This window comes from Streptomyces sp. NPDC003016 (genome assembly GCF_053591455.1).
Genome location: NZ_JBSFTV010000068.1, coordinates 1 through 22,376, shown reverse-complemented (window position 1 = coordinate 22,376; position 22,376 = coordinate 1). Strand labels below are relative to the sequence as shown.

Here is a 22,376-nt window from a genome sequence, read left to right as displayed (position 1 = left end):
TACAAGGTCAACGACACCGCCAACGTCGTCTGCGGCAACGTCCCCACCGCCAACGCCACCGTCTACATCATCGACACCGTCCTGATGCCGAAGTAACCCGAACCCCGCACGCACGCACACCGCCACGAGGCCGCTGCGCCACCCCCTCCCACCACCCGGGGCGACCGCAGCGGCCTCGCCGTGCGGAAACCGGGGCCCGGCAGGACGGCGACGCCACGGAGGGACCCATCCGGGAACGTCGCGGCGACGAATAAGGGGCATGAGAGTCGTCGTGCCCGTCGTGTCCCCCTCCCGGTCCGGCCGTGACCCGGCCGCGGCAGCGGCGGGCGCTGCTGCCGCGGCCAGAGCCGTGATCAGGAACTGTCTGGCGCGCTGGAACCTGGAGACCCTCACCGACGACGCACTGCTCGTAGTGACGGAGCTGCTGACCAACGCCGTCCGCTACGGCACGCCGCCGTGGGATGTGCGCATGTGGCTGGTGTGCGAGGACAGCGGACGACGGTACGTACGCCTGGAGGTACACGACGCCGGGGCCGGTATCGACATCGACCGGCTGCGCGCACGCTGGCGCCACCCCTCCGGCTCCTTGATGAACGGTGGGCGCGGCCTGTTCATCGTCGACACCCTCGCCTCCTCCTGGGGCGACGCCCCTTCCGGCCACGGGCACACCGTGTGGGCGGAACTGGAGGGCGGGCCCCGTCGCGCCTCCGGCTGCCGGCCCCCCGCCGGCTGAGCACATCCCGCGACCGGCCCGTCCGGTCGGCTCCGCGCTTCGAACAGCTGCTGACCGGCTCGCGTGACCAGTGCGCGACGCGGTTCCTGGAGAATCACATGGCGGGCGTCCGGGGTACGCCATGTACGCGGCACGCACGAGCGGCTTCTTCCCCCGGCCGCCCCGACGCACCACCGGACACGAACAGCGAGGCACATGATGACCGACCCCAGGGCGCACCAGGACGAGCGGGACCGTACCGGCCATCGTTCCCTTCGGCTACGGACCCTCCCGCCCGCGCCCGGGGGCGCTGTCCTCCTCCTGCACGGCGGCCGCTCGGAGGCCCTTACGCCACCGCCGCTGCTCAATCTGCCGAGCGCGCGCATGCGGCCGTTCGGCAGCGCGATCCTGAAGGCCGCGCGGAAACACCATGTGCTGCTGGCATCGGCGCGCTACCGCCACCGCGGATGGAACGGATCGCGCAGCGACCCCGTACACGACGCGCGAGAGGCGCTCGACGAACTGAAGCCGCTCGTCCCGCTCGGGCCCGTCGTCCTCGTCGGACACTCCATGGGCGCGCGGGCAGCGCTGCGCGTGGCCGAACACCCGCACGTGAGCGGGGTCGTCGCCCTCGCCCCGTGGTGTCCGCCGGGCGAACCGGTGGCGCACCTCAGGGACAAGCAGGTGATCGTCCTCCACGACGAACAGGACCGCGTCACGCATGCCCGCGACTCCTGGGACTTCGTACGAAGGGCTGGGCACGCCGGGGCGCGGGCCTGCGGCATCGTGATGCCCCGCGGCGGGCACGCCATGCTGCGTGACGCCGGTGTCTGGCACCGGCTCACGGCTTTCCTCGCCACGGGCGTCCTCGGCGAAGAGCCGATACCGGCCGTCGTACGAGCGGCGCAGGCCGGCGACGGCGAGCGCGTGGTCAGCGCTCACCACGTGCTCCAGGAGCTCCCCCGCAGAGGCCGCCGGCCGGCGTGACGCACGGCGTCCGCCGGGGTGGTGCGGAGCGATGAGGCGGCGCCGCCGGGCAGGACACGGCCCGCCCGCGTCCTGTGCACCGCGTACTCGTACACCACGAAGGTCACCGCCGGTGGACCGGCCACGATCGCCGCGTACTCGACACGATCGGCGCGGGCCGACCCGGACGAGGGCGAACGACGCGAGGACCAGCGGGACGCCCAGGCGCGGCGGGCGTTCGCGGGCGAACCTGCCGGTACCCGGCCGGGTCCTGGGGGCGGGGAACGTACAGGGCCCGGCCGGGCGGTCCGGCTCAGCCTGTCAGGTGTGCCAGCACCGAGCGCATCGCGCGGTGCACGGCCTCGCGCGACTCGTCGGTCGGGTCCAGTGCCTCGAAGTTGTGGTGGCCGTTCGGCACGTCGATCACCTCGACATCGGCTCCGCAGTCCTCGGCCGCGGCCAGGAACTCCGCGACGGTGGCGGCGATCTCGGGCACCTCGAACCCCACCCGGGTGAGTACGAGAGGCAGGCCGCCCGCGTCCGCCACCGCGGCCGCCGGGCGGAACCGCCCCTCGGCCGACCCCCGGTCGGGCAACGGCGCCAGGATCGGGTAGCTGGCCGCCAGGCAGCGCAGCCACGCCGGGGGCGCCCCCAGCCAGTCCGCCGCCATCGGACCGCCGCCCGAGAAGAACCACAGCGCCACCCGGTCCGGGTCGACCCGGGGGTCGGCCCGGACCAGCTCCACCGCGGCGGCCGTGTCCGCGGCGGCGCGCTCGTAGTCGGTGACGTCGTGGAGGCGGTGGTCGAAGGTCACTCCCACCGCGCCCTGCCCGGCCGCGTACCGGGCGTACCCCGTCATGGCCGGCCACTCCCGCGGGGTCGGACGCGCCCCGGCGGGCACCGGGCCGCCGTGCACGAAGACCACCGCAGGTCGCGGGCCCTCTGCCGCGGGCAGGTACAGGTCGACGTTCCCGGACCGCTCACGGGCGGGTTCGGGCAGATCCAGCAGGAACGGCCGCAGGTGCGGCGGCGGCTCGGTGGTCCCGGCCGGCTTCAGCCGGTGGCCCTCCCCTGCCGCGGCGCGCAGCAGGACCTCCGCCAGCTCCGCGGGACAGGACAGCATCGGCCAGTGCCCGGTGGGGAGTTCGAAGAACGTCACGCGGGGGTCGGTCAGGGCCTCGAAGGCGGGGCCGCCGAAGCTCACCCGTAGCCGGAGCATCTCGATGCCCGCGCCGTTGCCGGTGCACAGCACCCCGGTGGCGGGCACCGCGGCCACCGCGCCGGTCAGCCGGAGCGGCTGGAGCAGAGTGCCCAGCGGCTGCGGCGCGGCGCGGGCGGTGAGCCGGTCCAGCGCCTCCTCCGGGACGCCGGCGGTGCTGCCCCAGCGCTGCCACTCGTCGCGGGCCGGGGGCGGCAGCTCACCGGCCGCCGCGCCCCGTGCGGCGCGCCCGGCCAGCTGCTCGCGCAGGGCCTGGTCGGGCACCGCCGCCAGGGCCGGGACCCCGTCCTGCGGCATACCCGCGTCCAGGTAGACGATCCGGGAGACGCGCTCCGCGCGCCGGTCGGCGGCGCCCAGCACCGGGTGGATGCCGTAGTCGTGGCCGACCAGCACGATCTCCCGCCCGGCCGCGCCGCCTACGGAGTCGATCGCCGCCAGCACGTCCGCGATGTGCGTCTCCAGATCCGTGCCGGGACGCGCGGGGCCACGTCCCGCGCCGAGTCCGGTGAGGTCCGGCGTGTGCACCTCGGCCCCCGCCGCGGCCAGTCGCGCGGCCGCGCCCTCCCACACGTGTGCGCCGGTGAACGCGCCCGACACCAGGATGAATGCGGTCATGACCCTCTCCTCGGTACGCCGTCCGCGGTCCGGCCCGATCGCCGTCCGCGCTCGTCGGTACGGTAGGAACTCCCCCTGAGGGAGGTTCAAGTGTTCACGTCGCGCGACGGCCTGTGCAGCATCGGCGAACTCGCCGAGCACGCGGGCGTCACCGTCAAGACCGTCCGGTTCTACTCCGACCGCGGTCTGTTGCCGGAGGCTTCCCGCAGCGCGGGAGGACACCGCCGCTACGGCCCGGAGGCGCTCGACCGGCTGCGCCTGATCCGTTCGCTGCGCACCCTCGACCTGCCGGTTCCCGAGGTGCACCGGATCCTCGACGAGGAGGACGCGGCGGGCCGGGTCCTGGAGGACGCCGTCGCCGGGCGGTTGCGCGTGCTCGGCTCCGAGCTCAGGGCCCTGCGGTGGCGGGAGGCGGGGCTGCGGCTGGTGCAGGAGTGCCCGCCCGGGGAGCGGGCCGACCGGCTGCGGCTGATCGGCGCCGTGACCAGCCCGCCGAGCACCGAGGCGCCGGCCCGGTTCTGGCGCGCCTGGCTGCCGCCGCGGATGCCGGCCCGGGCCACCGCCGCGTTCCTGGAGGTGGCGGTGGTGCAGCCGCCCGACGCCCCGTCCCCGGCGCAGGTGCTGGCCTTCGCCCGGCTGTACGCGCTGACGTCCCGCCCGTGCGGGAGCCCGGAGCACTGTCGGCCGGAGGCGCACAGGGCCGCGGGGGGCCGCGGGGCGGCCGTGCTGTACGCGGGCCTGGCCGAGGCGTACGAGCTCGCGGGCGGACAGCTGCGGTGGAACCGGCCCCCGGCTCCGGGCGAGGCGCTGGACTGCTTCGTCGCCGTGTACGCGCGTGTCCACGGCACCCGGGACACCCCGGAGTTCCGCCGCCTGCTGGCCGGGCAGCTCGCCTCCGATCCCCGGATCGACCGGTACTGGGAGCTGGCCGCCGAGGTCGCCACCCCGCCGGGCGCGCGGCCGGAGCCGACCCCCGGGGTCGCGCACGACTGGCTGCTCGCGGCCCTGGACGCGCAGACGGCACGGGCGGAACAGACGCCCCGGACAAGACAGCCGACCCGGGCGGCGCGGACGGCGCGGACGGCGCGGACGGCCACGTAACAAGCCCACCGCGGTCCGCATCGCCCGGAAGAGGCTCGCTCCGCCTCGGACGGTCGGACGGAGGGCCCTGGCAGGTATCCCCCCGTCAGGGCCGAACGGAGGCATGCCCCTTCCCCGGCGAGCGGAGTCCGCAGGGGCGGCTGCATTCGCGAATTGCCCTACTTTGACTGCCTCATACAAATATCGGGATGCCATCGTGCGGCAGCGGCTCGACCTGCTGCTCGAAGGCGCCCGGATGCGGATCGCGGACGCCCCCGGGCGCGCGGCCTCCTACGTCGAACTCGACCTGCTGGCCGTGGCCGAGCGGGTGCACGGCAAGGACTTCGCGGCCTTCCTGCAGCAGGAGTACGAACCCGTCGACGCTCTCTTCCGCCTGGCCGAACAGACCCATGTGGTCCTCCTCGACGGTGGCGGGTTCGACGGCCCCGAGTGGTCGGTCCGCGTCTCGCTCGCCAACCTGGACGACCTCGGCCACCTGAAGACCGGCCACCATCTGCGAGCGATCTTCAACGACTACGCGGCCGAATGGCAGGCGTCCACGGCGTAATCCGCCGTCCTGTGCCGTCCTGTGCTGCGCGTCATGGTCGCGCAGCAGCCGGCTGCTGCGCGAAGAGAACCACCGTGAAGCCGCCTGCCTCCGCCTGCGGCGGCGCCGGGAGTTACGTTGCGGGCGCTTTCGTTTTCGCCGAAGGTTCCGTCGGCCGCTCCGTCATCAGGCCGGCCGGTTGCCCGGCGGCCCGCTCGGTTCGCCCGGTTCGCTCGGCGAGACCCTGTTCGCCCCACTTCTCGGAGGCCGCGTACACCGCCGGCAACACGACGACCGCCCGCAGGTGGGCGAACAGGGGCCGCAGCGCGTGCTCCAGCACCAGCGAGTGCCGGGCCGGAGCGCGCGGTGATCTCCTCGGTGCTCCGGTCGGGGAACGTACGTGAGGCCGTCGTGCCCCTGGCCCTCAGTGGTGTACGGCGACGGCTGCCGCGTGTGTGCCGCCCACATCGGCGTCGCTGATCCACCAGCCCGGGAGGTCGGCGCCGGGGGTTCGTGCCGTGCCCAGGTAGTCAGTGGAAAGACTGCGCGCGATCCCCGTGCCCAGCCCTTTCAGGTACGCCTCCTTGCGGGCCCAGGTCCGGGCGAACGCACGGGGCCGGTCGGCGTCCTCGTACCCGGCCAGCTCCGCGGTCTCCCGCGGATGCAGCATCGCCGCGATCTCCTCGACGATCCTGAGCTGCGGGACCTCCTCCACGTCCACACCGACAGGGGTTGCGGCAAATCCCAGCAGCCCGAGGCCGGCACTGTGCGAGACCGAGAAGTGCACCGGCTGCCCCTTCACGGCCGGCCGGCCGTGCGGCCCGCCGCACAACGGACAGTCCAGCCGGGTCAGTGGTATGTCCTGGGGCGCGGTGTCCAGGTAGCCGCTGAGCAGCATGCGCAGCGCGACATGCACCGCGACGTACGTGTCCCGGTCCCCGGGCCTGAGGAACGCCTCCGCCCGGGCCTTCTCCGCAGCGTCCAGTACGTCGGCCCCGGCCGTCGCGGCGTCCCTGAGCTCGGCTGTCCGCACCAGCCACAGCTGCGGTGCTTCCCCGGCCGAAGGAAGCGTCACGGGCTCCTCCCACCACTCGCCGTGGAGGGGTCCGGGCACGGTCCTCACCAAGATCGTCATATGTGCAGGATAGGCGCACGGGACTACCGGCCCAGGGCCGATGGATTGTTTTCACAGGACGCGGCACACGGCCTCGGCGCTCGCCCAGGGCCCGCCCTGCGCCGGAATCACCGAGTGGGCCGACCGCTTCCTGCGCGCCCGCGGGCCCGGCGGCGGTGAAGACGGCGGGCACGGAGCCCGTGACCCCGGTGAGCCTCGCGGGAAAGCCGGTCGCGACCGCGGTGACCGGCGCGGCTCCGGAATCTCCGACAGTGCCTGCGTCCGGGCCCGGGCCTGCGCCGAACGGGTCACCTGCGTTGCGCCGTACGGAGCGGGAGCTGCCCGTGGCGGGAGCCCGGCAGGGAATGCCGGGTAGAGGACCGGACATGAGCGAACAGGACCCGGAGAAGGACGTCGAGGAGTGGGTGACCGGTGACGAGCCGGCCACCGGCGCGCAGCTGAGCTACCTGCACACCCTGGCCCGCGAGGCGCACGAGGACGTTCCGCGGAACCTCACGAAGGCCGAGGCGTCGCGGATGATCGAGCGCTTGCAGCGCGCGTCGCCGCGAACGGCCGGACCGGGCGGGAACAAAGACGACGGCGTGTGAACGAGGAAGCCGGAGGCGGTCGCCGTCGGCTCGGCCCGGGCGGCGCCGCGCCCGGCGGCACCGAACCGCCCGCCGTGCCATCGGCGACCGGGGCGGTCCGCCGGGCTCCTCGGCGAACGCGGCGGGTTCCGTCAGCCACCCGTGAGCGGGACCGCTGCGGCGATCCTGCCCCCGGCAGCGAAGTGGAGGTGGTCGAGGCTCTCGCCGTACGGCCAGTCCTCCGCCCGGTGAAAGCACAGATCGGTGGGGATCGGCGCCCGGCGCAGGTCCGCGACGTGGGACCCGGCCGGCAGACCGGTGACCGCCGCCCGCAGCGGGTCGGCGGAGGAAGCCCACTCGTCGACGGGCGCCGGCCGGGTCCACGGCTCGCCGGTGTTCGGGAAGAACCAGGTGGTCGCTCCGGCGAGCGAGCGTGCGAAGCCGGGGCCGCCGGCCGCCTCGCGGGCGAGCCGGGCGACGGTCAGCAGCAGGTGCGGAAGCGACTCGGCCAGCAGGGTGACCTCCGGGAACTCACGGAGGCTACGGGGGTCGGTGGGGACGGACACGGCGTAACCCCACTCGCCGGTGTCCGGGTCGATGCGGATCTGCGCGAGGGCGGTGTGACGGCCGTACACGACCCGGGCGACGGGCCAGTACGTGCCGTCGCCGCCCATCATGCGGTGCACCTCGGGGTCGACGGTGTGCTCGGGCGCGCCGGGCAGCAGCAACAGCTCGGGCAGGCCGGCCATGCGTACGCCGCCGGTCTCCCGCAGTACGGCGCGGATGCCGGCGGGGACGGGCACCGGCCAGGCGTCCATCTCCGGGTCGGTGCAGCCGTCGTGGAGGGTGACGAGCCCGGGGAGTTCGGCGGCCAGCGCGCGCAGCTCGGCCACGGCGCGTCCGGCGGCGTCGTCGGGTACCCGGTGCCGCCGTACTCCGTCGCGCAGGAAGTCGCCGCTGACCACGGAGCGGATGAGTAGCGCCCTGCCCTCTCCGACCAGCCGGAACTCGACTTCGCTGCTGCCGGTGTCGGCGGTGTTGCAGTCGGTCGAGTGGTACGGCTGCCAGCCGACGCCGCACGGGTAGGCGGGAAGCGAGCGCAGGTCGACCACGTCGGTGAGCGAATCCCCCCGGCCGACCAGCGCCGCCAGTTCGGCGTCCGTCTCCTCGCTCTCGGCGGTCTCGACGGACGGAACGGCCCCGACGAAGACCGTGGGCAGGGGCCGTTCCTCCACCGTGCCACCGTCGGCGAGCCGTTCGGCGAGGGCGAGGAGCCAGCCGGTGAACGTCGCGGCCTCGACGGTGACTTCCGGTTCGTCGTACGCCTGGACGGCCACGACCGGGCCCCAGCCCGGGTGCCGCCCGCCGCCCGGACCGACGATGAGCGAGCCCTGGCCCCAGTGCAGTTCGCCCAGCGTCCAGTGGCCGTCCGCGAAGGGCCGGCGGCCGTGGGAGGTGCCGCGCGGGCCGAATGCGTACGGGATGCCGTCGGCCTCCAGGCCGCCGGTCTCGCGCAGGACGACGCGTACCGCTTCGGGTACCGGAACCGGCCACGTGTCGAGCTCGGCGTCCGTGAAGCCGTCGAGCAGTGTGACGGCGTCGGGCCGCTGCTGCGCCAGCGCCTTCAGCGTTTTGACCGCCGCCCGTGCCCGTGCCTGCTCCGCGCCCTCGCCGGTCATGCCGTCCCTGCCCCTCGTGCGGTCGCTGTCCCGCACCTGTTGTGCCACGTCTGTTGTGCCGCTCGATGATCCATGGTGCCCGCGCCCGGTGTCCAACGAGGCGGTGCGCCGAGTCGCGGATGTTCGGCGCAGGCGGCACAGAAGTCGGCTCGCGGACTCCTGCTGTTCGGGCAACTCCCGTATCTTGCTGCGCGGTTGCCCCACCAACTCCCACGAAGGCAGGACACATGAAAGCGATATGGCGTCGATCGGCGACGGCTCTGGCCATGGCACTCCTCGGCGTGGGCGCGACCCCGGCCGACGCCGTGGCGGCCGGTCCTCAGCCGGCCTACTCCGCCACCACGGGGGTCGGCGTGCACAACGCGTACGAGAAGAACGCCTTCCCGTACTTCGCCGACGCACTGGACTCCGGCGCCGCCATGCTGGAGCTGGACGTGTGGACCAACGCCTTCGGCAGCTCCTGGCGGGTCTCGCACAGCAACCCCGTCGGCAACGACAACAACTGCGTGAACGCGGCGAACGCGAACGAGCTGCGCGCCAAGCCCCGCAACCAGAATCTGGGCGGCTGCCTCGCGGACGTCAGAGCGTGGCACGACGCGCACCCCGGCCACCGGCCGGTCGTGCTGAAGGTCGAGCTCAAGGACGGCTTCCTGGGCAAGAACGGGCGCGGTCCCGCCCAGTTCGACGCCCTGCTCACCGAGAAGCTCGGCGACGCGCTCTACCGGCCGGCGGACCTGGCCGGCGGACACGGCACGCTCGACGCCGCCGTACGCGCCGACGGCTGGCCCGCGCGCTCCGCGCTCGCGGGCCGGTTCGTCGTGGAGCTCATCCCGGGGACGGTCGAGGAAGGCAACCCCGCCGACACCCTGTGGACCGACCGCGAGTACGCCGGTCACCTTCGCGACCTGGCGGCAGCCGGCCGGCTCCGGGAGGCGTCCGCCTTCCCCGCCGTGCACGGAGCCGAGGGCGGCGACCCGCGAACGCGCTACGCGGACGCGGCCGTCCGTCCCTGGTTCGTGGTCTTCGACGGTGACGCCGCCACGTACGCCGGCGGTGGCACGGACACGGGCTGGTACGCCCGCAACCGGTACCTCCTGGTCATGACGGACGCCCACAAGGTGCCCCCGGCGATCGACGGTACGAACCCGACCGAGGCGGAGGCGCTCGCGCGTCTCTCCCTGCTGGCCGGGCGGCACGCGAGCGTCATCTCCGCGGACTGGCGCGGCCTGCCCCGGGTCCTGTCGGCCGTCACGGCGCGGGCGTCCGGCTGACGGGCGGCCGTCCGGCCAGCGGTCCGGCCCGGTCCGGTTTCCCGCCCACCGCCATGGGCCGGGAGGCCGGCCGGGCAGCTCGCACGCGGGTCACCTCACCGTGCGCCTCGTACACGAGGTACATGAGGTACGCCAGGCACACCAGGTACGCAAGGCACGGACCATCAGTCCGGCCCTCCCGGCCCCGGGGCCGACGTACGCCGTACTCGCCACTCGTGGACCAGCCGCCCGGCCATCGCCCCGCCGTACACGACGAATCCCACCCCCACCAGCCAGGACTGCAGGACCAGCACGGTCCCGATCGGGCCGTACGTCACCGCGTTCGACGCGATCAGCGGCGAGAAGACGAACTGGCTGAAGATCCGCAGCCCCAGCAACCCCACTGCCGTCGCCACGGCCCCCGGCGCGAGCGCGCGCCAGCGGATCCGGCCGCAGAGCAGGAATCGCTGCGACCACCAGAAGAAGACGAACAAGCCGGTGAGATCACCGCCGACGACCAGTACCGTCGCGACGACGGGCGACTCGTCGGGAGCGGGCACCTTGACGAAGAGCAGCAGGGCGGCCACCAGGACGGCCAGCCAGACGACATGGCGCCACATCGTGTGCCATCGCGCCGTCGGCAGATCCCACACGCGTTCGTAGCCGGTCTGCACGGCGGATCCGAACGTCACCCCGAAAGCGGCCAGCGCGGCGAGACCGAGCGCCGTTGTCTGCTGCAGCGCCTGGCCTGGCCGGCCGAACAGTTCCGTGACCTCCTCCTGGGATCTCTCGGACACACCGAGCCCCGCCACGAGCCACCGGGCGAAACCGCGCCCGCTCGCGAGGTCGGCCGAAGCGACGACGATCAGCAGCGGCACCAGGGTGAGGAAACTCAGCGCCGCGAAACCCATGGCACGGTGCATGAGCTCCACCTCGCGTCCCCGTTCCCAGGTGAGCGCGAGGGCCGAGGCCCGCAGCCGCCGCTGAAGTCGCGGGAGCCAGTGGCCGTGCTGCGCGGGGCGGCCGTCGTGCGGCGCACCGGGGTTCGGGGGCATGCCCGGTCGAGTACCCGTAAGTGCCCGCGTCGCCTCCGGTGTGCCCCCGAACGGGTGTCACCCGCGCGTCCGCCCGGGTGGCCGAAGAACATCGGTGCTTGGGGGAGGCTGGGCGGGTAGGTTCCGCCCATGACCGATATCGTGGACGCGGATGAACTCCTGCGCCGTGTGCGCAGGGCTCGTGACTGGGCCGGGCAGCAGGAGCAGCACTGGCGGGCCCGGTCGGACACCGACGGGAAGAGCGGCCCCCAGGATGCTCCGGCGGCAGAGGTCTTCGCCGCCGCGTACGAGGCGGTGCGGAAGGTGCTGGACGAGGTGATCGATCCGGGAGCGAACGACCTCGACGGCTAGCGGAGCGGCCGGCCCCGGCCGCCGGCGGGACCGGGCCAGGAGAAACAGGAGTGGTGTGGGGCGCCTTTGGGGTGATCTGGCGCAACCGGTGTGCGTACCCGGCGTTGATCAGCCCGCGTGATCGACGTACGCCCGCTCCCGGGTCTCCCCGCGACTGTCAGGAACCAGCCATGCTGTACGGAAAAGCCTTGCGCGACCGGATCGCCTCCGCCGGGACCACTCCCCTCATCGGTGTGTACGACATGCACTCCGCCTCCCTGGCGGCCCGGCACTACGACGGTCTCTTCGTATCCGGTTTCGGCTTCGCCGCCTCGTACTACGGGCTTCCCGACATCGGGTTCATCGCCTGGCCGGACATGGTGGCGTTCGCGGAACGCCTGCGCGGCGCGTTCCCGCGTCATCACCTGCTCGTGGACATCGACGACGGCTACGGTGACCCCGAACTGGCCTGCCACGTGGTGCGGCGCCTGGAGCGGGCGGGCCTTTCGGGGGTGGTGCTGGAGGACCAGAAGCGCCCTCGCCGCTGCGGCCACGCCGACGGAAAGCAGGTACTGCCGCTCGACGAGTACCTCGAGAAGCTCGACCAGGTACTGGCGAGCCGGACCGACCTGCTGGTCGTGGCACGGACCGACGCCACCGACGAGGAGGACATCCTGATCCGCGCCAAAGCCCTGGCGGCGACCGACGCGGACATGGTGCTGGTCGACGGGGTGCGCAGCGTCGAGGCGATCCGCCGGATCCGTGGCGTCGTCGGCAGCAAACCGTTGCTCTTCAACCAGATCGCGGGCGGCAGGTCACCGCGTCTGTCCCTCACCGAACTGGCCGCGCTCGGGGTCGACGTGGCGGTCTACAGCACGCCGTGCCTGTTCGCCGCGCACCGCGCGATGGAAGAGGCGATGACCGGACTGAAATCCGCCGACGGGCGTCTGCCCGCCGCGGAGGACGGCGGCGGCATCGGTGTCGGCGATGCCACGATGATGCTGACCGAGAACCTCCACCGCCACAGCATGCGCTGAAGGCTCCGCGCCAGGACGAAGCCGTGACGGAACGCCCGAGGCCGCGTCCGACGAGTACGTCCCCCGATTCGTCGCACCCGGCCCCAGCCAGGCCGGGTCCTCGTCCCCGCGGAGGCAATACTGCCGACGTCCTCTCCGCTGCTCGTGGGTGCCCTTGAACGCCATCGTGCACTCGTCACCGCCCTCCAGGGGCCGGCCGAACGCGGAGTCGGGCAGGAGCGCCTCCTTCAACTCGGAGCCGGCAAAGACCCGCTGGGGACGCGCAACGGTGTCGCGACCGGGCGCGGTCGCCGGGCCGGCGGGCCGCGCAATTCCAGGGAAGAGGCTCTCCTGTGAACGAGAGGGCGTGGGGACGCGGGCCAGGATGCCTCGCTCTTCCCCGCCCGGAGTTGTCCGAGTTCGCCCGCCCCGCCCGCTCACCAGCACTGCCACCCGAGCCGTCGCCGGACCAGGCGTGGGGCTGAACGACACACTGAAAGGCTCCCCCGCCGTCGCGCCGGTGCGCAGGGAGCGCGCCGGCGCAACGGTCGCGTCAGGATTCTCGCCGTACCGGATGACGTCCACTCACTTGCCGCTGCCCTCCGCGAGGGTGTGCGCGACAAGCGCGTTGGCATGGCCGTGTCCCAGGCCGTGCTCGGTCTTGAGCCAGGCCACCAGTTCCATGTGCCTGGTCAGCGGCGACGAGCGAATGAGGTCCTTCCACTCCGCGATCGGACGACCGTACTTCTGCTCGATCGATGGAAAGTAACTGGCGGGGCCCTGCACGGAATCGTTCATACGTACAGTTTGATACTGGCGTGCAAAGACGAGTCTGCTCCCCCGCAGGATCACGCTCACGCCGAGCAGCCGGCTCTCCCTCCCGCCCCTCGCACGGGGACGGCCCGGGCGTCCGCCGGCCGCCGACGACGCGGAACCCACGGCGGCCGGCTACCCGCCTTCGACAAGGTCGTCCACCACGACCGCAACGTGATCCGAACGATGCTTCACCCGCCCGAAGCAGTTCCGTGCGGTCGCCACCAGGTTCGGCAAGCTCACCGACCGGTAGCGCGCCGGACTCGTCCTGGCCTCCCCGGTCCTCCGGCTCCACGAACCGGCCAGGTGATCACCTGTCAGTCACGCGCTGGGCACACCGTCGAGCGGCCGGAGAAAGCGGCGTTCGTACCGCTTGATGCAGCGCGTGCGACGAGCCAGTTCGAACGCCTCCTGACACTCCGGATCAGACACGCTGTCCGTCCGGTACTGCTCGTACGCAGCGAGACTGGAAAAGGAGAAGAGAGCGTAGGCGATGTCGCTGTCGCCCTCACTCGGCAGGAAGTAGCCGTGGTGCGTCCCGCCGAAACGGTTGACGAGCCCGACCCAGCGGCGGCCGTACTCCTCGAAGTCCTCCAGCTTGTCGGCGTCGATCTCATACGTCAGATGAACAGTGATCATGCCTCCATGATGCAGCGGGACGGTTCGATCACGAAAGCGGCCTGTGTACCGGTTGCGCGCACCCGGAAGACGGGAAACGGATCAATCCCGCACAGCGGTGACACGACCGGTGACACGACCGGAGAGCGGCGGTTGGCCGAACCGGCACCGCCACTGCTCGCTCGGCCCGGATTCCGATGATTCCGTTGATTCCGTTGATTCCGCAGGGAGCGGTGCGCACGGATGCGCGGATCCTGCACGGTTGCCCGGTGCGTGATTCCGGGATCCGCGGGTCGATGCGCAACGTCAGTGTCTGATGCGCGCCGAGGCGCACACCGGGCCTGAGTGCGCAACGGCTCCGGACGGTAGCTGCCGTGGTTCGGTACGCGCCGGCTTCTGACGGCAACTACCCTGCCCGCACGGCGCCCACGGACGAGGTGGGCGCCACACCGCCGCCGGCACCGCCCGATCCCGAAGGCCCCCTCGCTCTTCATGCCTTCGAACCGTGCTGCCCGTGATCGGGAGCGCAAGCACGCCCTGCGCCCCTTCGGGGAGGCGGACCGAACGGGCGGCGCGCACCGTCGTTCCCGGGGCGCTGCGGGCCGCGTGCCGCGGCTGCGCGAGCGGGGCCATGCGCGGTTCGGAGAAAACTTCGGCCGGAGGCGAATCCTTTCCGGACCTCCCCGCCTCTTATCTGTGTACCGGCCCGAACGGGTCGGCAGAACCGGAAGGAAACACCAATCATGGTCACTGCCCTCGTAGTAATCGGAGTCCTGCTCGTGGGAGCGTGCAGCTGGCACCTGATGCGGCGCTACAAGAGCCGAAGCTGACCAACGCCTGCGCACGGGACGCCTTACGGGTATGAGTAGCACATGAACCAACGCTTCCCCTGGCCGGACGAGCGGCTGATCAAGGCCGCTCAGGACGGCGACGTCACTTCGCTCACCACCGTCGTCATGGAATCGCAGCCTCATGTGCGCAAGTTCGCCATATCGCTGTGCGCCTCGCCGCAGGACGCGGAGGACGCGGCGCAGGAGGCGCTGATCATCCTCTACCGGAAGATCGGCACCTTGCGGGCCACCGGCGCGCTTGCCTCATGGATGTTCCGGATTGTGCGCAACGAATGCCTCCGGCAGGTACGGCTGCTCGTCTCGCGGAGCGACGAGGCGTCGGCCGGACCGGAGGCGTCCGCGGAGCCGTCCGCCGAGGACGCGGTGCTGCACAGGCTGGAGGTCGAGCGGATCGCGGCTGCGGTCAGTGCCCTCCCCCGTGACCAGCGGCAGGTCCTGATCATGCGGGACGTACAGGGCCTGCCCGGCAGGACCGTCGCCCATTCGCTCGGTCTGAGCAACACCGCGATGAAGTCGCGGCTGCACAGAGCACGCGCAGCGCTGCGTCACTCGCTGGCAGTGACCGACCAAGCACCCGATCAAGCCATCGGCCCACCAGTCGGAGGAGACTCACGACCGTGAACACCGTGAACACCGCACAGAGCGCGAAGGCCCGGACCACCGCACTGTCCGCGGCGCCCGGGATGAACTTCGCCAGCAAGTCCGTCCCGCGCCACCTGGCGCGCGGCGCCATCGGCTTCGGGCTGATCATCGGCTCGATCGCCCTGGTGCCCGTCGCCGGCCCGGCCGTCCTGCTGGCTGCCCCGTTCGCCCTGATCGCCTTCCGCGGCTGCCCCACCTGCTGGATGGTCGGCCTGGCGCAGACCATCTCCCGCGGCCGTCTGGAGCGCCAGTGTGTGGACGGCGTCTGCACCCTCACCAAGGCACACCCGGCGGCGAAGGCCGCGGAGGAGTCGGCGTCCGACGTCAATGCCCCAGCCGCCTCCCGGTGACCGGGCCACGGCCTGTTCCGTGGACCGCGAGCCCGTGAACGCCCGTCCCGTCGGCTTCTCCGTGGCCCCGGGCCTCCGGCCTCCTGGCCCGGCTTGTCTTCCGCCCTTCTGTCGAGCGGCCCGGGGGGGCTCTCCGGGCGGGGAGGCATCGGCCGGCGTCGGGATTCACTGATCGATGCCTTCCCGTCGAGACATTCAGCCTATTTTCGTATTTTCGGTTTGGGCTCTTCTCTTTGCTCTTCGCTCGCACGAATGCGGCTCTCGTGTGCCGGGCAGCAAACACACCCCGGGGGCAGACATCACGGGGCCCCGCACGGTCCGGAAGTCTGCGGGGAGGGAGGCTTCGCCGGCGCAGGAGGCGGTGGCCTCCCGGCCGGGGACGTCGGCTGGTGTTCTGGTCCCGGGCCCGCGTCCGCCCCTCGACGAGGGCGAGCGACGGGGGGACGAGCACGGGGCCGCGGCAGCCGCCGCAGGCCCAGCATCGCCCCAGCACCCCCTCCTCCATCGGGAGGGCAGCCAGGAGTTGGGCAGTTCCGGCTCGGTCGGTGCGAGGACGGTGTGGCGGATGACGGCCAGGCGGCAGGGTCCCTTCCCCTGAGCGAATACGGCCCCTCATGCCCTTTGCATTCGCGTGGTGCTGACAGGGCGGTTTTTCAGCCGGTAGCAGCTCGCTGCACGCAAAAACCCCGCCAGAACATCTGGCGGGCCCGGAGAACTCCCCCGGGCTTCCGCTGCCGGACGCAGCCCTCCGACGCGCGCCTCGGACAAGCGGACCGGCGAAGGCCGTTCCCGCGCATAGTCCTGCTCACCCATGGTCCTGTACGGCCGGACACGTCCCCCTACCGCTGTACGGGGCCTGCCTGACCGGGCAGGCAATCGAAACCGCGGCCCAGATCCGGCGCATCCCGGCACCTCGCCCTCAACGGCCGCTCACCGTGACCGGGCAACTCGCAGGAGGCCAACGGACACCCCGGCGCGCGCCCACGGCAGAGGCCCACTCCGGGGAGAATCCGGGGACGACGGGCAGCCCCGGGGAGCACGTCGGGAGAACGGACCGCGTAACCGGACACGAACCTGAAAGACCGCGAAAGAAGCACCCGCACGTCACCGGTGCCGGGCCGTTCGCGAGCGGTTGGCCGACACCCGCTCAGGGGCCCTGTGGTGCAATGACTTCTGCCCGGCACCGGGCTTGGCGCCGGCCTCTCGCACACCTGGGACGGAGCCCTGAGCACCAGCGAGCGAGGAGTCACCGTGATCGTATGCGGGCCTGACCAGGAGGGTGAACCGACCACTCGTGCTCCCGGGGACGGGGGCGGCCGGGGCAGGGCGATGACCTTGGCGGGGACACTGGCGGCGGCCGAGACCGCGGCGCCCGTGGAGTCGCTCGACGTTGTCGCGCGCATGCTCAGGGAGCGTCTCGGGGCCGCGTCGGTGTCGTTCCTCATCACCGACTTCACCGGCGGCTCGGTCGTACGGCTGGGGGCGGCGGGCAGCGTCGACACCGATGAACCCGCCCGGCGCATCACGCTGCGGGGCACCCTGTACGACGACGTGATCCGCACCCAGCGGCCGAAGGTGGAGGACAAGGGCGAGGGCGCCCTGGTGAGGATCGTCGCCCCGGTGACCAACCGCGGGGACGCCATCGGACTCCTGGAACTGTTTCTGCCCGCGGTGCCGGATGCGGAGGTGATGCGGGAGATCGGGGAGACCGCGCACGCCCTGGCGTACATCGTGATCGCGAACCGGCCCTTCACCGACGTGTACCAGTGGGGCCGCCGGACCAACCCGCTGAGCCTGGCCGCGGAGATCCAGCACCGGTTGCTCCCGGCGTCGCTGGCATGTGAGGCCGCCCAGTTCGCGGTGGCCGGGGCGCTGGAGCCGGCCGACCACGTCGGGGGCGACACCTTCGACTACGTCATCGACCGGGACACCGTGCAGCTCTCCGTCACCGACGCCGTGGGCCACGATGTCGACGCCGCGCTGCTGGCCACACTCCTGGTGGGCGCCCTGCGCCGGGCACGGCGAGCCGGTGCGGACCTCGCCGAACAGGCTCGCCAGGCCGACCAGGCCATGCGGGATCACGGCCGCCAGGGTTATGTCACCGGACAGCTCCTGCGCATCAGTCTGATCGACGGCACGACCGAGTTCATCAACGCCGGGCACCCCTGGCCACTGCGCATGCGGGACGGACAGGTGCGGGAGATCGTTCCACAAGTCGATTTGCCGTTCGGCTTCCAGGTCCCCCACACCTACCGGGTCCAGTCGCTGGACCTGCGGCCGGGTGACCGGCTGGTGATGCTCACCGACGGCATGCTCGAGCGCAACGCCAACAGCCTCGACCTGTCGGACCTGATCGTCCGCACCCGCGAGCTGCATCCCCGCGAGGCCGCCCGCACCCTCATCGCGGCAATCGTCGATGCCAACGACGGCCATCTGCAGGACGACGCGACCGTCATGTGCCTGGACTGGCACGGCATCGGCCACTCCCGCCGGGACGCCGACACCGGCGCCGATCTCGCCGACGCCTCCGCACCGTCACGGACGGGGCGGACCACTCCTGGGCACTGACTTGAGCGTCGCTCCGGACAGCCGGCTTCGGTCGGCCCCCGGCCGCCGCCGCAGGCGCGGGCTCAGTCCGGGCAGGACGAGGCCGGCGACCAGAACCACCACGCCGACGACCGGCAGGAGCGAGAAGGCCGTCCGTGCCACCTCATGGGTGCAGTGCGCGGTGAAAGCCGCCACGGCCAGAGCGTGGAAGACGTCGTGGAAACCGAACCACCGGGGTGAGGGGGCGGGCCGCTGGAGGGCACAGACCACCGCGCCCGCACTGTGGAGGAGACCGCCGACAACGCCCAGTACCCGTACGGCCGCTCCGCCGGTGTGCAGGAAGTCGGACTGGTAGCGCACCGGTGTCCACCCCAAAGCCAGGTATCACGGGGTGTGCAGCCAGCGCGGAGCTGCGACCCACAGGCCCCGGAAGGTGATGCCGGCCAACGCGCCCGCCCGCACGATCCACAGCAGCACGGGCCGCTGGTCCGGCGGGAGGAGGAGCACAGACCGCTGGTCCGGCGGGAGGAGGAGCACGGCCAGGGAGGTGCAGGTGCCGCGGTGGATGACGCTCGTTGCGAACAGCAGCGAGGCGGTGACCGGTTACACGGCGCAGACCAGGACCGCCTGCGGAGTACGGGCCAAACAGATGGGTACGACGGCCGCGATCAGTGCGGCAGGGGCCGTTCCGGCATGAAGCCGGCCACGCGACCTCGGCTTGATCGGTCCGGCCAGGTCGGCCGCCCGCTCCACCAGAGCGGCAACCGAGTGGGCCCTCTCCCCTGCATCGCCACTCTGTGAGCCGCAGGGCAGCCCGTCTTCACGGCGTTCTCCCCGCGCCGGGGCCATGCGATCCCATTCGACTTCAGCGGCGTCGCGGGACACAGCTTCCCGTTCTCCCTCGGACTTCCGGGCGTCCCGGGCAGCCAGGCGGTCTTGCCAGGAGACCTCACCCGGGCAGCATGATCGGAGGTCGGTCCCGAACCCCAGGCCCATGTCGCCGGGCCTGGGCTGGTTCGCCACTGCGTGGACTCCAGCCCCGGTGCTGCTGCCGCCAATTGGGCCTGCCGAAGCCGAGTAGATCGGCTGGTCATGGGAACGATCAGGGCTTCCGAACGGGCATCTCCGCTCGCCTACGCGCAAGGATCGCCGATGCTTCCTGAGGTCCGCCCCCACGTATCCGCCCCCCTCGCAGACCAGCTGGAACACCAGTTGGGCCTGGCTTCGCGTCTCGAAGCCGGCCATCTCGATGTGGAGCGCGTCGCCGGCATCGCAGTCGTCGCAGCTGCCCACTCCGATGGTTATGCGGCTACCGGCCATCTCCTCGGGCTGCTGGCCGCGCTGCCCGCGCCCACCAAGGCAGGAGAACACTTCTGGTCGGACCTGTGGAGGTCTTCGGGCACCGCGTACCTGCTGCCCGTCAACATCAAGGCCCTGGTGCTGCGTTCCCTGGCAGGAGAGGGAACTCCCCTGGCCCGACAGATCCTCTCGGCCGTCGATGAGATGACCCCGCCCCAGCGCGTCGCGGCCGGGGAGGTGATCGGTCAAGCCCTCGCCGAGTCCGACCATTTCCCCGACCTCAAGACACAGGTCATCGGAGAACTGTGGCTCCGGGATTTCGAGCTCACCGCCTGGCGCGTCCTGCATGCAGACCGCAGGTCGGACGGCCCGGCTGGACGGAAAGCCTTCCTCGACGCCTGGACGAGCGCCTGAACGTCCGCTTCCCCAGGCAGCCGCGCAGGGCATGCGGCGCCCGAGCCCCGCCCATCGGCAACTTGTACGGTGAGGCGACCGGGGGAACCCTGGACACCGCTTGGGAGCGACCGGATTCAGGAAGGTTTCGGCCGAGGACGCGTCCGCCTCAGTTCCACCTCAACAGCTCGGGGCCGCGCCGCCATGACTGCGCGGCCCCGAGCTGTGCACACCAGGTTCCTGTCGACGCCCGGCACGAGAACGGGTCACCTCGTCCGGTTGTCCGGCTGAAAGCACGGCCCGCACGGGCGGTGGCAGTCACCGGAGGCGGCGTACGCGATCCCTCGGGAAAGGCTGAGAGGTCGGGCCGGGTTGATGTTCTCGGCCTGCGGGTCCTTCTGGCCCTGGGTGACGTCGCACGTCATGATCCGGAGTCATACCTTCCAGTCGATGCGCGCCTCCCACTCCAGGGGGAAGGCAGAGATGATCACCCTGGTTCCTGCGGCGCAGCACAGCGAAACGCCCACGCCAAAAGCGTGGGCAGAGGGGAATGACGAACCACGACAGCTGACGCAGACGCTGCACGCCCGTACACCACGTCACCACAGGAACGATCACGCCGCAGAGCGGAACCGGGCGTGCGGTGCCCGCCGGTACCGGCGGGCACGCTCATCTCATGCCGCGGCCGGAGGGACGGGTGATCCGGCGGCGCGGCGGTGTTCGGCGTTGATGCGCTGGGCTTCTTCGAGCTGGTCTTCGAGGATGACGATGCGGCAGGCGGCCTCGACAGGGGTGCCTCGGTCGACGAGTTCCCGGGCGCGGGCCGCGATGCGCAGCTGGTAGCGGGAGTAGCGGCGGTGGCCGCCCTCCGAGCGGAGCGGTGTGATCAGCCGGGCCTCGCCGATGGCGCGGAGGAAGTGGGGGGTGGTGCCGAGCATCTCGGCAGCTCGACCCATGGTGTAGGCGGGGTAATCGTCGTCGTCGAGACGGCCGAAGGAATCGTCTGCTGTCATCTCACCTCTCTGTGGAACACGTGGAGGGGCCCTGATGCCGTACTGGCACCAGGGCCCCGAAGGAACTGCTACACCATCTGCCGACCCCGGTACTGCGCCGGCCTACTCGTTCCGCAGGCCCACCCGGGAGAGGGCGGGGAATGCGGGGATCGCGGATGCGTGACCGGAGACCACCTACCTGACGATGTCCTGCGGCACCCGGGCTCAAGCCTGCCGCCCGGGCGATCCTGATGGCGCTGAAGCCCTCCGTTCTTCCCTCTGAACCAATCACTTGCCAAACGGGTACTGCGTGTTGCTTGTACTGCTGCTACTGCGAACCACTGGTGGCCTCGCACAGCGCCACTCTCCGGCAGCCAGCCCCGTCGCCCGTCCTGCGTCTGCTCTGGCTTGGAACCCCACTGCCGAACTTCCCGGTACGCGCGCCCGCAGCCGACGCCTTTACCGAGGAACCACTGATTACTGCGCTGCTGGTACCGACAACCGCAGCTGCTGAACTACCACTGCGTCAGCTGCGTCCCTGCTCACGGCGGCCCCTGATCACTGCGGGCCACCCAGTCCGGTCGTCAGTCCCGTCACCGTCCTGCGACAACCCTGGCTTCGGAACTCCACCACCGCACTGTCCTGCGCACTACCCGTACCGCTGCCCGGCAGTTCATCTCTGCCGGGCCTTGCTCGATCTCGGCTACGAGAGAAACCATAACCACACCACCATCCAATGTCTACTCCGGCGGGCACAGATTTCCGCCCGCCGGAAGGCGAGGTAATCCGCCTCGTCGACCGATACCGGCCACCCCTGGGCATTCATCGCGATGCGCAGACCGACGCTCCTGTTGCCGCGTCCGCTCGAACAGGCCCTGGGTCGGCACCGTGGAACGGGCTGACGCGGGCGCACGACAGCGTGCCGCCATGCGTCGGCTGTGGCCGTCGGTCTCTCCGGCAAGCACTGCGGCTCCGCCTGATGGGGTGACCCTGATGAACACGGCGGCCGTCCACGCCCCCGATCGGCATGCGCCGCGCATGCGCACCCCTGACCTGAACGGCGGCACCGGGGGTTTCGGCCGGCCCATGGTCAACCGCCTCGCCCGCGCCACCCCGGTCACCCACCGGGCCTCCGGGGGCAAGACCGTGAGGGCCCGTCTTGCCCGGTAGCGCCACCGCCAGAGCCACCGCGCAAGCAGCCGGATGGCCGGTGAATACAATCTGCCCCATGTCGAAACCTGACGAGCTGCTCGTCAACGTCGCCGCCCTGGTGGAATCCGGGCAGAGCAACCAGATGTCCCTGACCGTGGTCACCGGTGGTGCTGTCATCACCGGTCGGCTGGCTCCCGAAGCAGTGTGGAGGCAGAGAGTGTCGGACGTACTGACGGATTCGGACCTCTTGGGGGAGTTCTCCGCCGTCTTCGGCACCCCCACGGAGAAGGACGGGCCGCCTGCGCATCTTCACTTCCATGTCGCCCGGATCCTGCAGGGCACGGTGGGGATTCCGGAGACGGGCGGGATGTACCGCGTTGCGATCGAGGACGTCAGTGCCTGGACCGTGGGCGACTTCAGCTACTCCGGCCGCTGAGCGACCATTGCGGCCGGCACCTGACAGCGGTGTGGGCCCGACCGGCGCGCCGCAGGAAGACGCCGCACACCACCAGGTAGAGGCCGAAGACCCCGCCCATCACCCACGTCGAG

The 22,376-nt window shown here is 71.7% G+C and carries 21 protein-coding genes and 4 pseudogenes; 16 read left to right on the top strand and 9 right to left on the bottom strand.

Annotated elements, in window-relative coordinates:
• From ACWDZ4_RS33885 to ACWDZ4_RS33875, 3 genes are all read left to right on the top strand, one after another.
• Positions 1–96 (top strand): fasciclin domain-containing protein (locus ACWDZ4_RS33885; protein ID WP_451511975.1); only part of this gene is annotated, 96 nt, incomplete at its 5' end.
• A 163-nt stretch (positions 97–259) separates the two neighbouring features.
• The gene (locus ACWDZ4_RS33880; protein ID WP_451512233.1) at positions 260–733 is read left to right on the top strand and encodes an ATP-binding protein; all 474 of its coding nucleotides are present in this window, start codon (positions 260–262) and stop codon (positions 731–733) included.
• Between the two features lie 195 nt (positions 734–928).
• Positions 929–1,699, top strand: a complete 771-nt coding sequence (locus ACWDZ4_RS33875; protein ID WP_451512232.1) for an alpha/beta hydrolase — start codon at positions 929–931, stop codon at positions 1,697–1,699.
• Between the two features lie 292 nt (positions 1,700–1,991).
• Here ACWDZ4_RS33875 and ACWDZ4_RS33870 read toward each other — a convergent pair whose 3' ends face one another.
• A complete protein-coding gene (locus ACWDZ4_RS33870) occupies positions 1,992–3,512 on the bottom strand; it encodes an alpha/beta hydrolase (protein ID WP_451512231.1) in 1,521 nt (506 codons plus the stop codon).
• Between the two features lie 90 nt (positions 3,513–3,602).
• On the opposite strand from ACWDZ4_RS33870, the gene ACWDZ4_RS33865 reads away from it, so the two are divergent.
• A complete protein-coding gene (locus tag ACWDZ4_RS33865) occupies positions 3,603–4,613 on the top strand; it encodes a helix-turn-helix domain-containing protein (protein ID WP_451512230.1) in 1,011 nt (336 codons plus the stop codon).
• A 175-nt stretch (positions 4,614–4,788) separates the two neighbouring features.
• Positions 4,789–5,160: pseudogene (locus ACWDZ4_RS33860) on the top strand (aspartate 4-decarboxylase); the annotation flags it as partial.
• 31 nt (positions 5,161–5,191) lie between these two features.
• Here the strand turns inward: ACWDZ4_RS33860 and ACWDZ4_RS33855 are convergent.
• A pseudogene (locus ACWDZ4_RS33855) lies at positions 5,192–5,494 on the bottom strand (oxidoreductase); the annotation flags it as partial.
• Between the two features lie 69 nt (positions 5,495–5,563).
• On the bottom strand, positions 5,564–6,274 hold the full coding sequence (locus ACWDZ4_RS33850; protein WP_451512229.1) for a 4'-phosphopantetheinyl transferase family protein: 711 nt from the start codon (positions 6,272–6,274) through the stop codon (positions 5,564–5,566).
• 365 nt (positions 6,275–6,639) lie between these two features.
• Here ACWDZ4_RS33850 and ACWDZ4_RS33845 point away from each other — a divergent pair, with 365 nt between their 5' ends.
• On the top strand, positions 6,640–6,861 hold the full coding sequence (locus ACWDZ4_RS33845) for a DUF3072 domain-containing protein (protein WP_451512228.1): 222 nt from the start codon (positions 6,640–6,642) through the stop codon (positions 6,859–6,861).
• A 131-nt stretch (positions 6,862–6,992) separates the two neighbouring features.
• On the opposite strand, the gene ACWDZ4_RS33840 is transcribed toward ACWDZ4_RS33845, so the two are convergent.
• Positions 6,993–8,519: a hypothetical protein gene (locus tag ACWDZ4_RS33840; protein ID WP_451512227.1), complete on the bottom strand. Its 1,527-nt coding sequence runs from the start codon at positions 8,517–8,519 to the stop codon at positions 6,993–6,995.
• Between the two features lie 227 nt (positions 8,520–8,746).
• Between ACWDZ4_RS33840 and ACWDZ4_RS33835 the strand changes: the two genes are divergently transcribed.
• Entirely contained in the window at positions 8,747–9,790 is a 1,044-nt protein-coding gene (locus tag ACWDZ4_RS33835; protein ID WP_451512226.1) for a phosphatidylinositol-specific phospholipase C domain-containing protein, read from the top strand.
• 164 nt (positions 9,791–9,954) lie between these two features.
• On the opposite strand, the gene ACWDZ4_RS33830 is transcribed toward ACWDZ4_RS33835, so the two are convergent.
• The gene (locus ACWDZ4_RS33830) at positions 9,955–10,824 is read right to left on the bottom strand and encodes a YhjD/YihY/BrkB family envelope integrity protein (RefSeq protein WP_451512225.1); all 870 of its coding nucleotides are present in this window, start codon (positions 10,822–10,824) and stop codon (positions 9,955–9,957) included.
• Between the two features lie 129 nt (positions 10,825–10,953).
• Here ACWDZ4_RS33830 and ACWDZ4_RS33825 point away from each other — a divergent pair, with 129 nt between their 5' ends.
• Together ACWDZ4_RS33825 and ACWDZ4_RS33820 are read left to right on the top strand one after the other, a co-directional pair.
• A complete protein-coding gene (locus ACWDZ4_RS33825; protein WP_451512224.1) occupies positions 10,954–11,175 on the top strand; it encodes a hypothetical protein in 222 nt (73 codons plus the stop codon).
• A gap of 170 nt (positions 11,176–11,345) precedes the next feature.
• Complete coding sequence (locus ACWDZ4_RS33820) at positions 11,346–12,191, top strand: isocitrate lyase/PEP mutase family protein (RefSeq protein WP_451512223.1); 846 nt, start codon at positions 11,346–11,348, stop codon at positions 12,189–12,191.
• Between the two features lie 564 nt (positions 12,192–12,755).
• Here ACWDZ4_RS33820 and ACWDZ4_RS33815 read toward each other — a convergent pair.
• Entirely contained in the window at positions 12,756–12,968 is a 213-nt protein-coding gene (locus tag ACWDZ4_RS33815; protein ID WP_451512222.1) for a DUF4287 domain-containing protein, read from the bottom strand.
• A gap of 102 nt (positions 12,969–13,070) precedes the next feature.
• On the opposite strand from ACWDZ4_RS33815, the pseudogene ACWDZ4_RS33810 reads away from it, so the two are divergent.
• Positions 13,071–13,233 (top strand): annotated as a pseudogene (locus ACWDZ4_RS33810) (IS5/IS1182 family transposase); the annotation flags it as partial.
• A 71-nt stretch (positions 13,234–13,304) separates the two neighbouring features.
• On the opposite strand, the gene ACWDZ4_RS33805 reads toward ACWDZ4_RS33810, so the two are convergent.
• On the bottom strand, positions 13,305–13,622 hold the full coding sequence (locus ACWDZ4_RS33805) for an NIPSNAP family protein (protein ID WP_451512221.1): 318 nt from the start codon (positions 13,620–13,622) through the stop codon (positions 13,305–13,307).
• A gap of 851 nt (positions 13,623–14,473) precedes the next feature.
• On the opposite strand from ACWDZ4_RS33805, the gene ACWDZ4_RS33800 reads away from it, so the two are divergent.
• From ACWDZ4_RS33800 to ACWDZ4_RS33790, 3 genes are all read left to right on the top strand, one after another.
• Positions 14,474–15,073, top strand: a complete 600-nt coding sequence (locus tag ACWDZ4_RS33800; RefSeq protein WP_451512220.1) for an RNA polymerase sigma factor — start codon at positions 14,474–14,476, stop codon at positions 15,071–15,073.
• Positions 15,070–15,444 (top strand): hypothetical protein, encoded by a 375-nt coding sequence (locus ACWDZ4_RS33795; protein WP_451512219.1) that lies wholly within the window; start codon positions 15,070–15,072, stop codon positions 15,442–15,444. Before ACWDZ4_RS33800 ends, ACWDZ4_RS33795 begins: the two co-directional genes overlap by 4 nt.
• A gap of 1,329 nt (positions 15,445–16,773) precedes the next feature.
• Complete coding sequence (locus tag ACWDZ4_RS33790) at positions 16,774–18,012, top strand: PP2C family protein-serine/threonine phosphatase (RefSeq protein ID WP_451512218.1); 1,239 nt, start codon at positions 16,774–16,776, stop codon at positions 18,010–18,012.
• Between the two features lie 153 nt (positions 18,013–18,165).
• Here ACWDZ4_RS33790 and ACWDZ4_RS33785 read toward each other — a convergent pair.
• Positions 18,166–18,744: pseudogene (locus ACWDZ4_RS33785) on the bottom strand (hemolysin III family protein); the annotation flags it as partial.
• Positions 18,745–19,143: 399 nt separating this feature from the next.
• Here ACWDZ4_RS33785 and ACWDZ4_RS33780 point away from each other — a divergent pair.
• Positions 19,144–19,704: a hypothetical protein gene (locus ACWDZ4_RS33780; protein WP_451512217.1), complete on the top strand. Its 561-nt coding sequence runs from the start codon at positions 19,144–19,146 to the stop codon at positions 19,702–19,704.
• Positions 19,705–20,357: 653 nt separating this feature from the next.
• On the opposite strand, the gene ACWDZ4_RS33775 is transcribed toward ACWDZ4_RS33780, so the two are convergent.
• Complete coding sequence (locus ACWDZ4_RS33775) at positions 20,358–20,696, bottom strand: helix-turn-helix domain-containing protein (RefSeq protein ID WP_451512216.1); 339 nt, start codon at positions 20,694–20,696, stop codon at positions 20,358–20,360.
• Positions 20,697–21,713: 1,017 nt separating this feature from the next.
• Here ACWDZ4_RS33775 and ACWDZ4_RS33770 point away from each other — a divergent pair.
• Positions 21,714–21,845 carry a hypothetical protein gene (locus tag ACWDZ4_RS33770; RefSeq protein ID WP_451512215.1) on the top strand — a complete coding sequence of 44 codons (132 nt, stop codon included), beginning with the start codon at positions 21,714–21,716 and terminating at the stop codon, positions 21,843–21,845.
• 58 nt (positions 21,846–21,903) lie between these two features.
• Positions 21,904–22,263, top strand: coding sequence for a hypothetical protein (locus tag ACWDZ4_RS33765; RefSeq protein WP_451512214.1), 360 nt, complete (start codon positions 21,904–21,906; stop codon positions 22,261–22,263).
• The last annotated feature ends 113 nt before the right edge of the window (positions 22,264–22,376 follow it).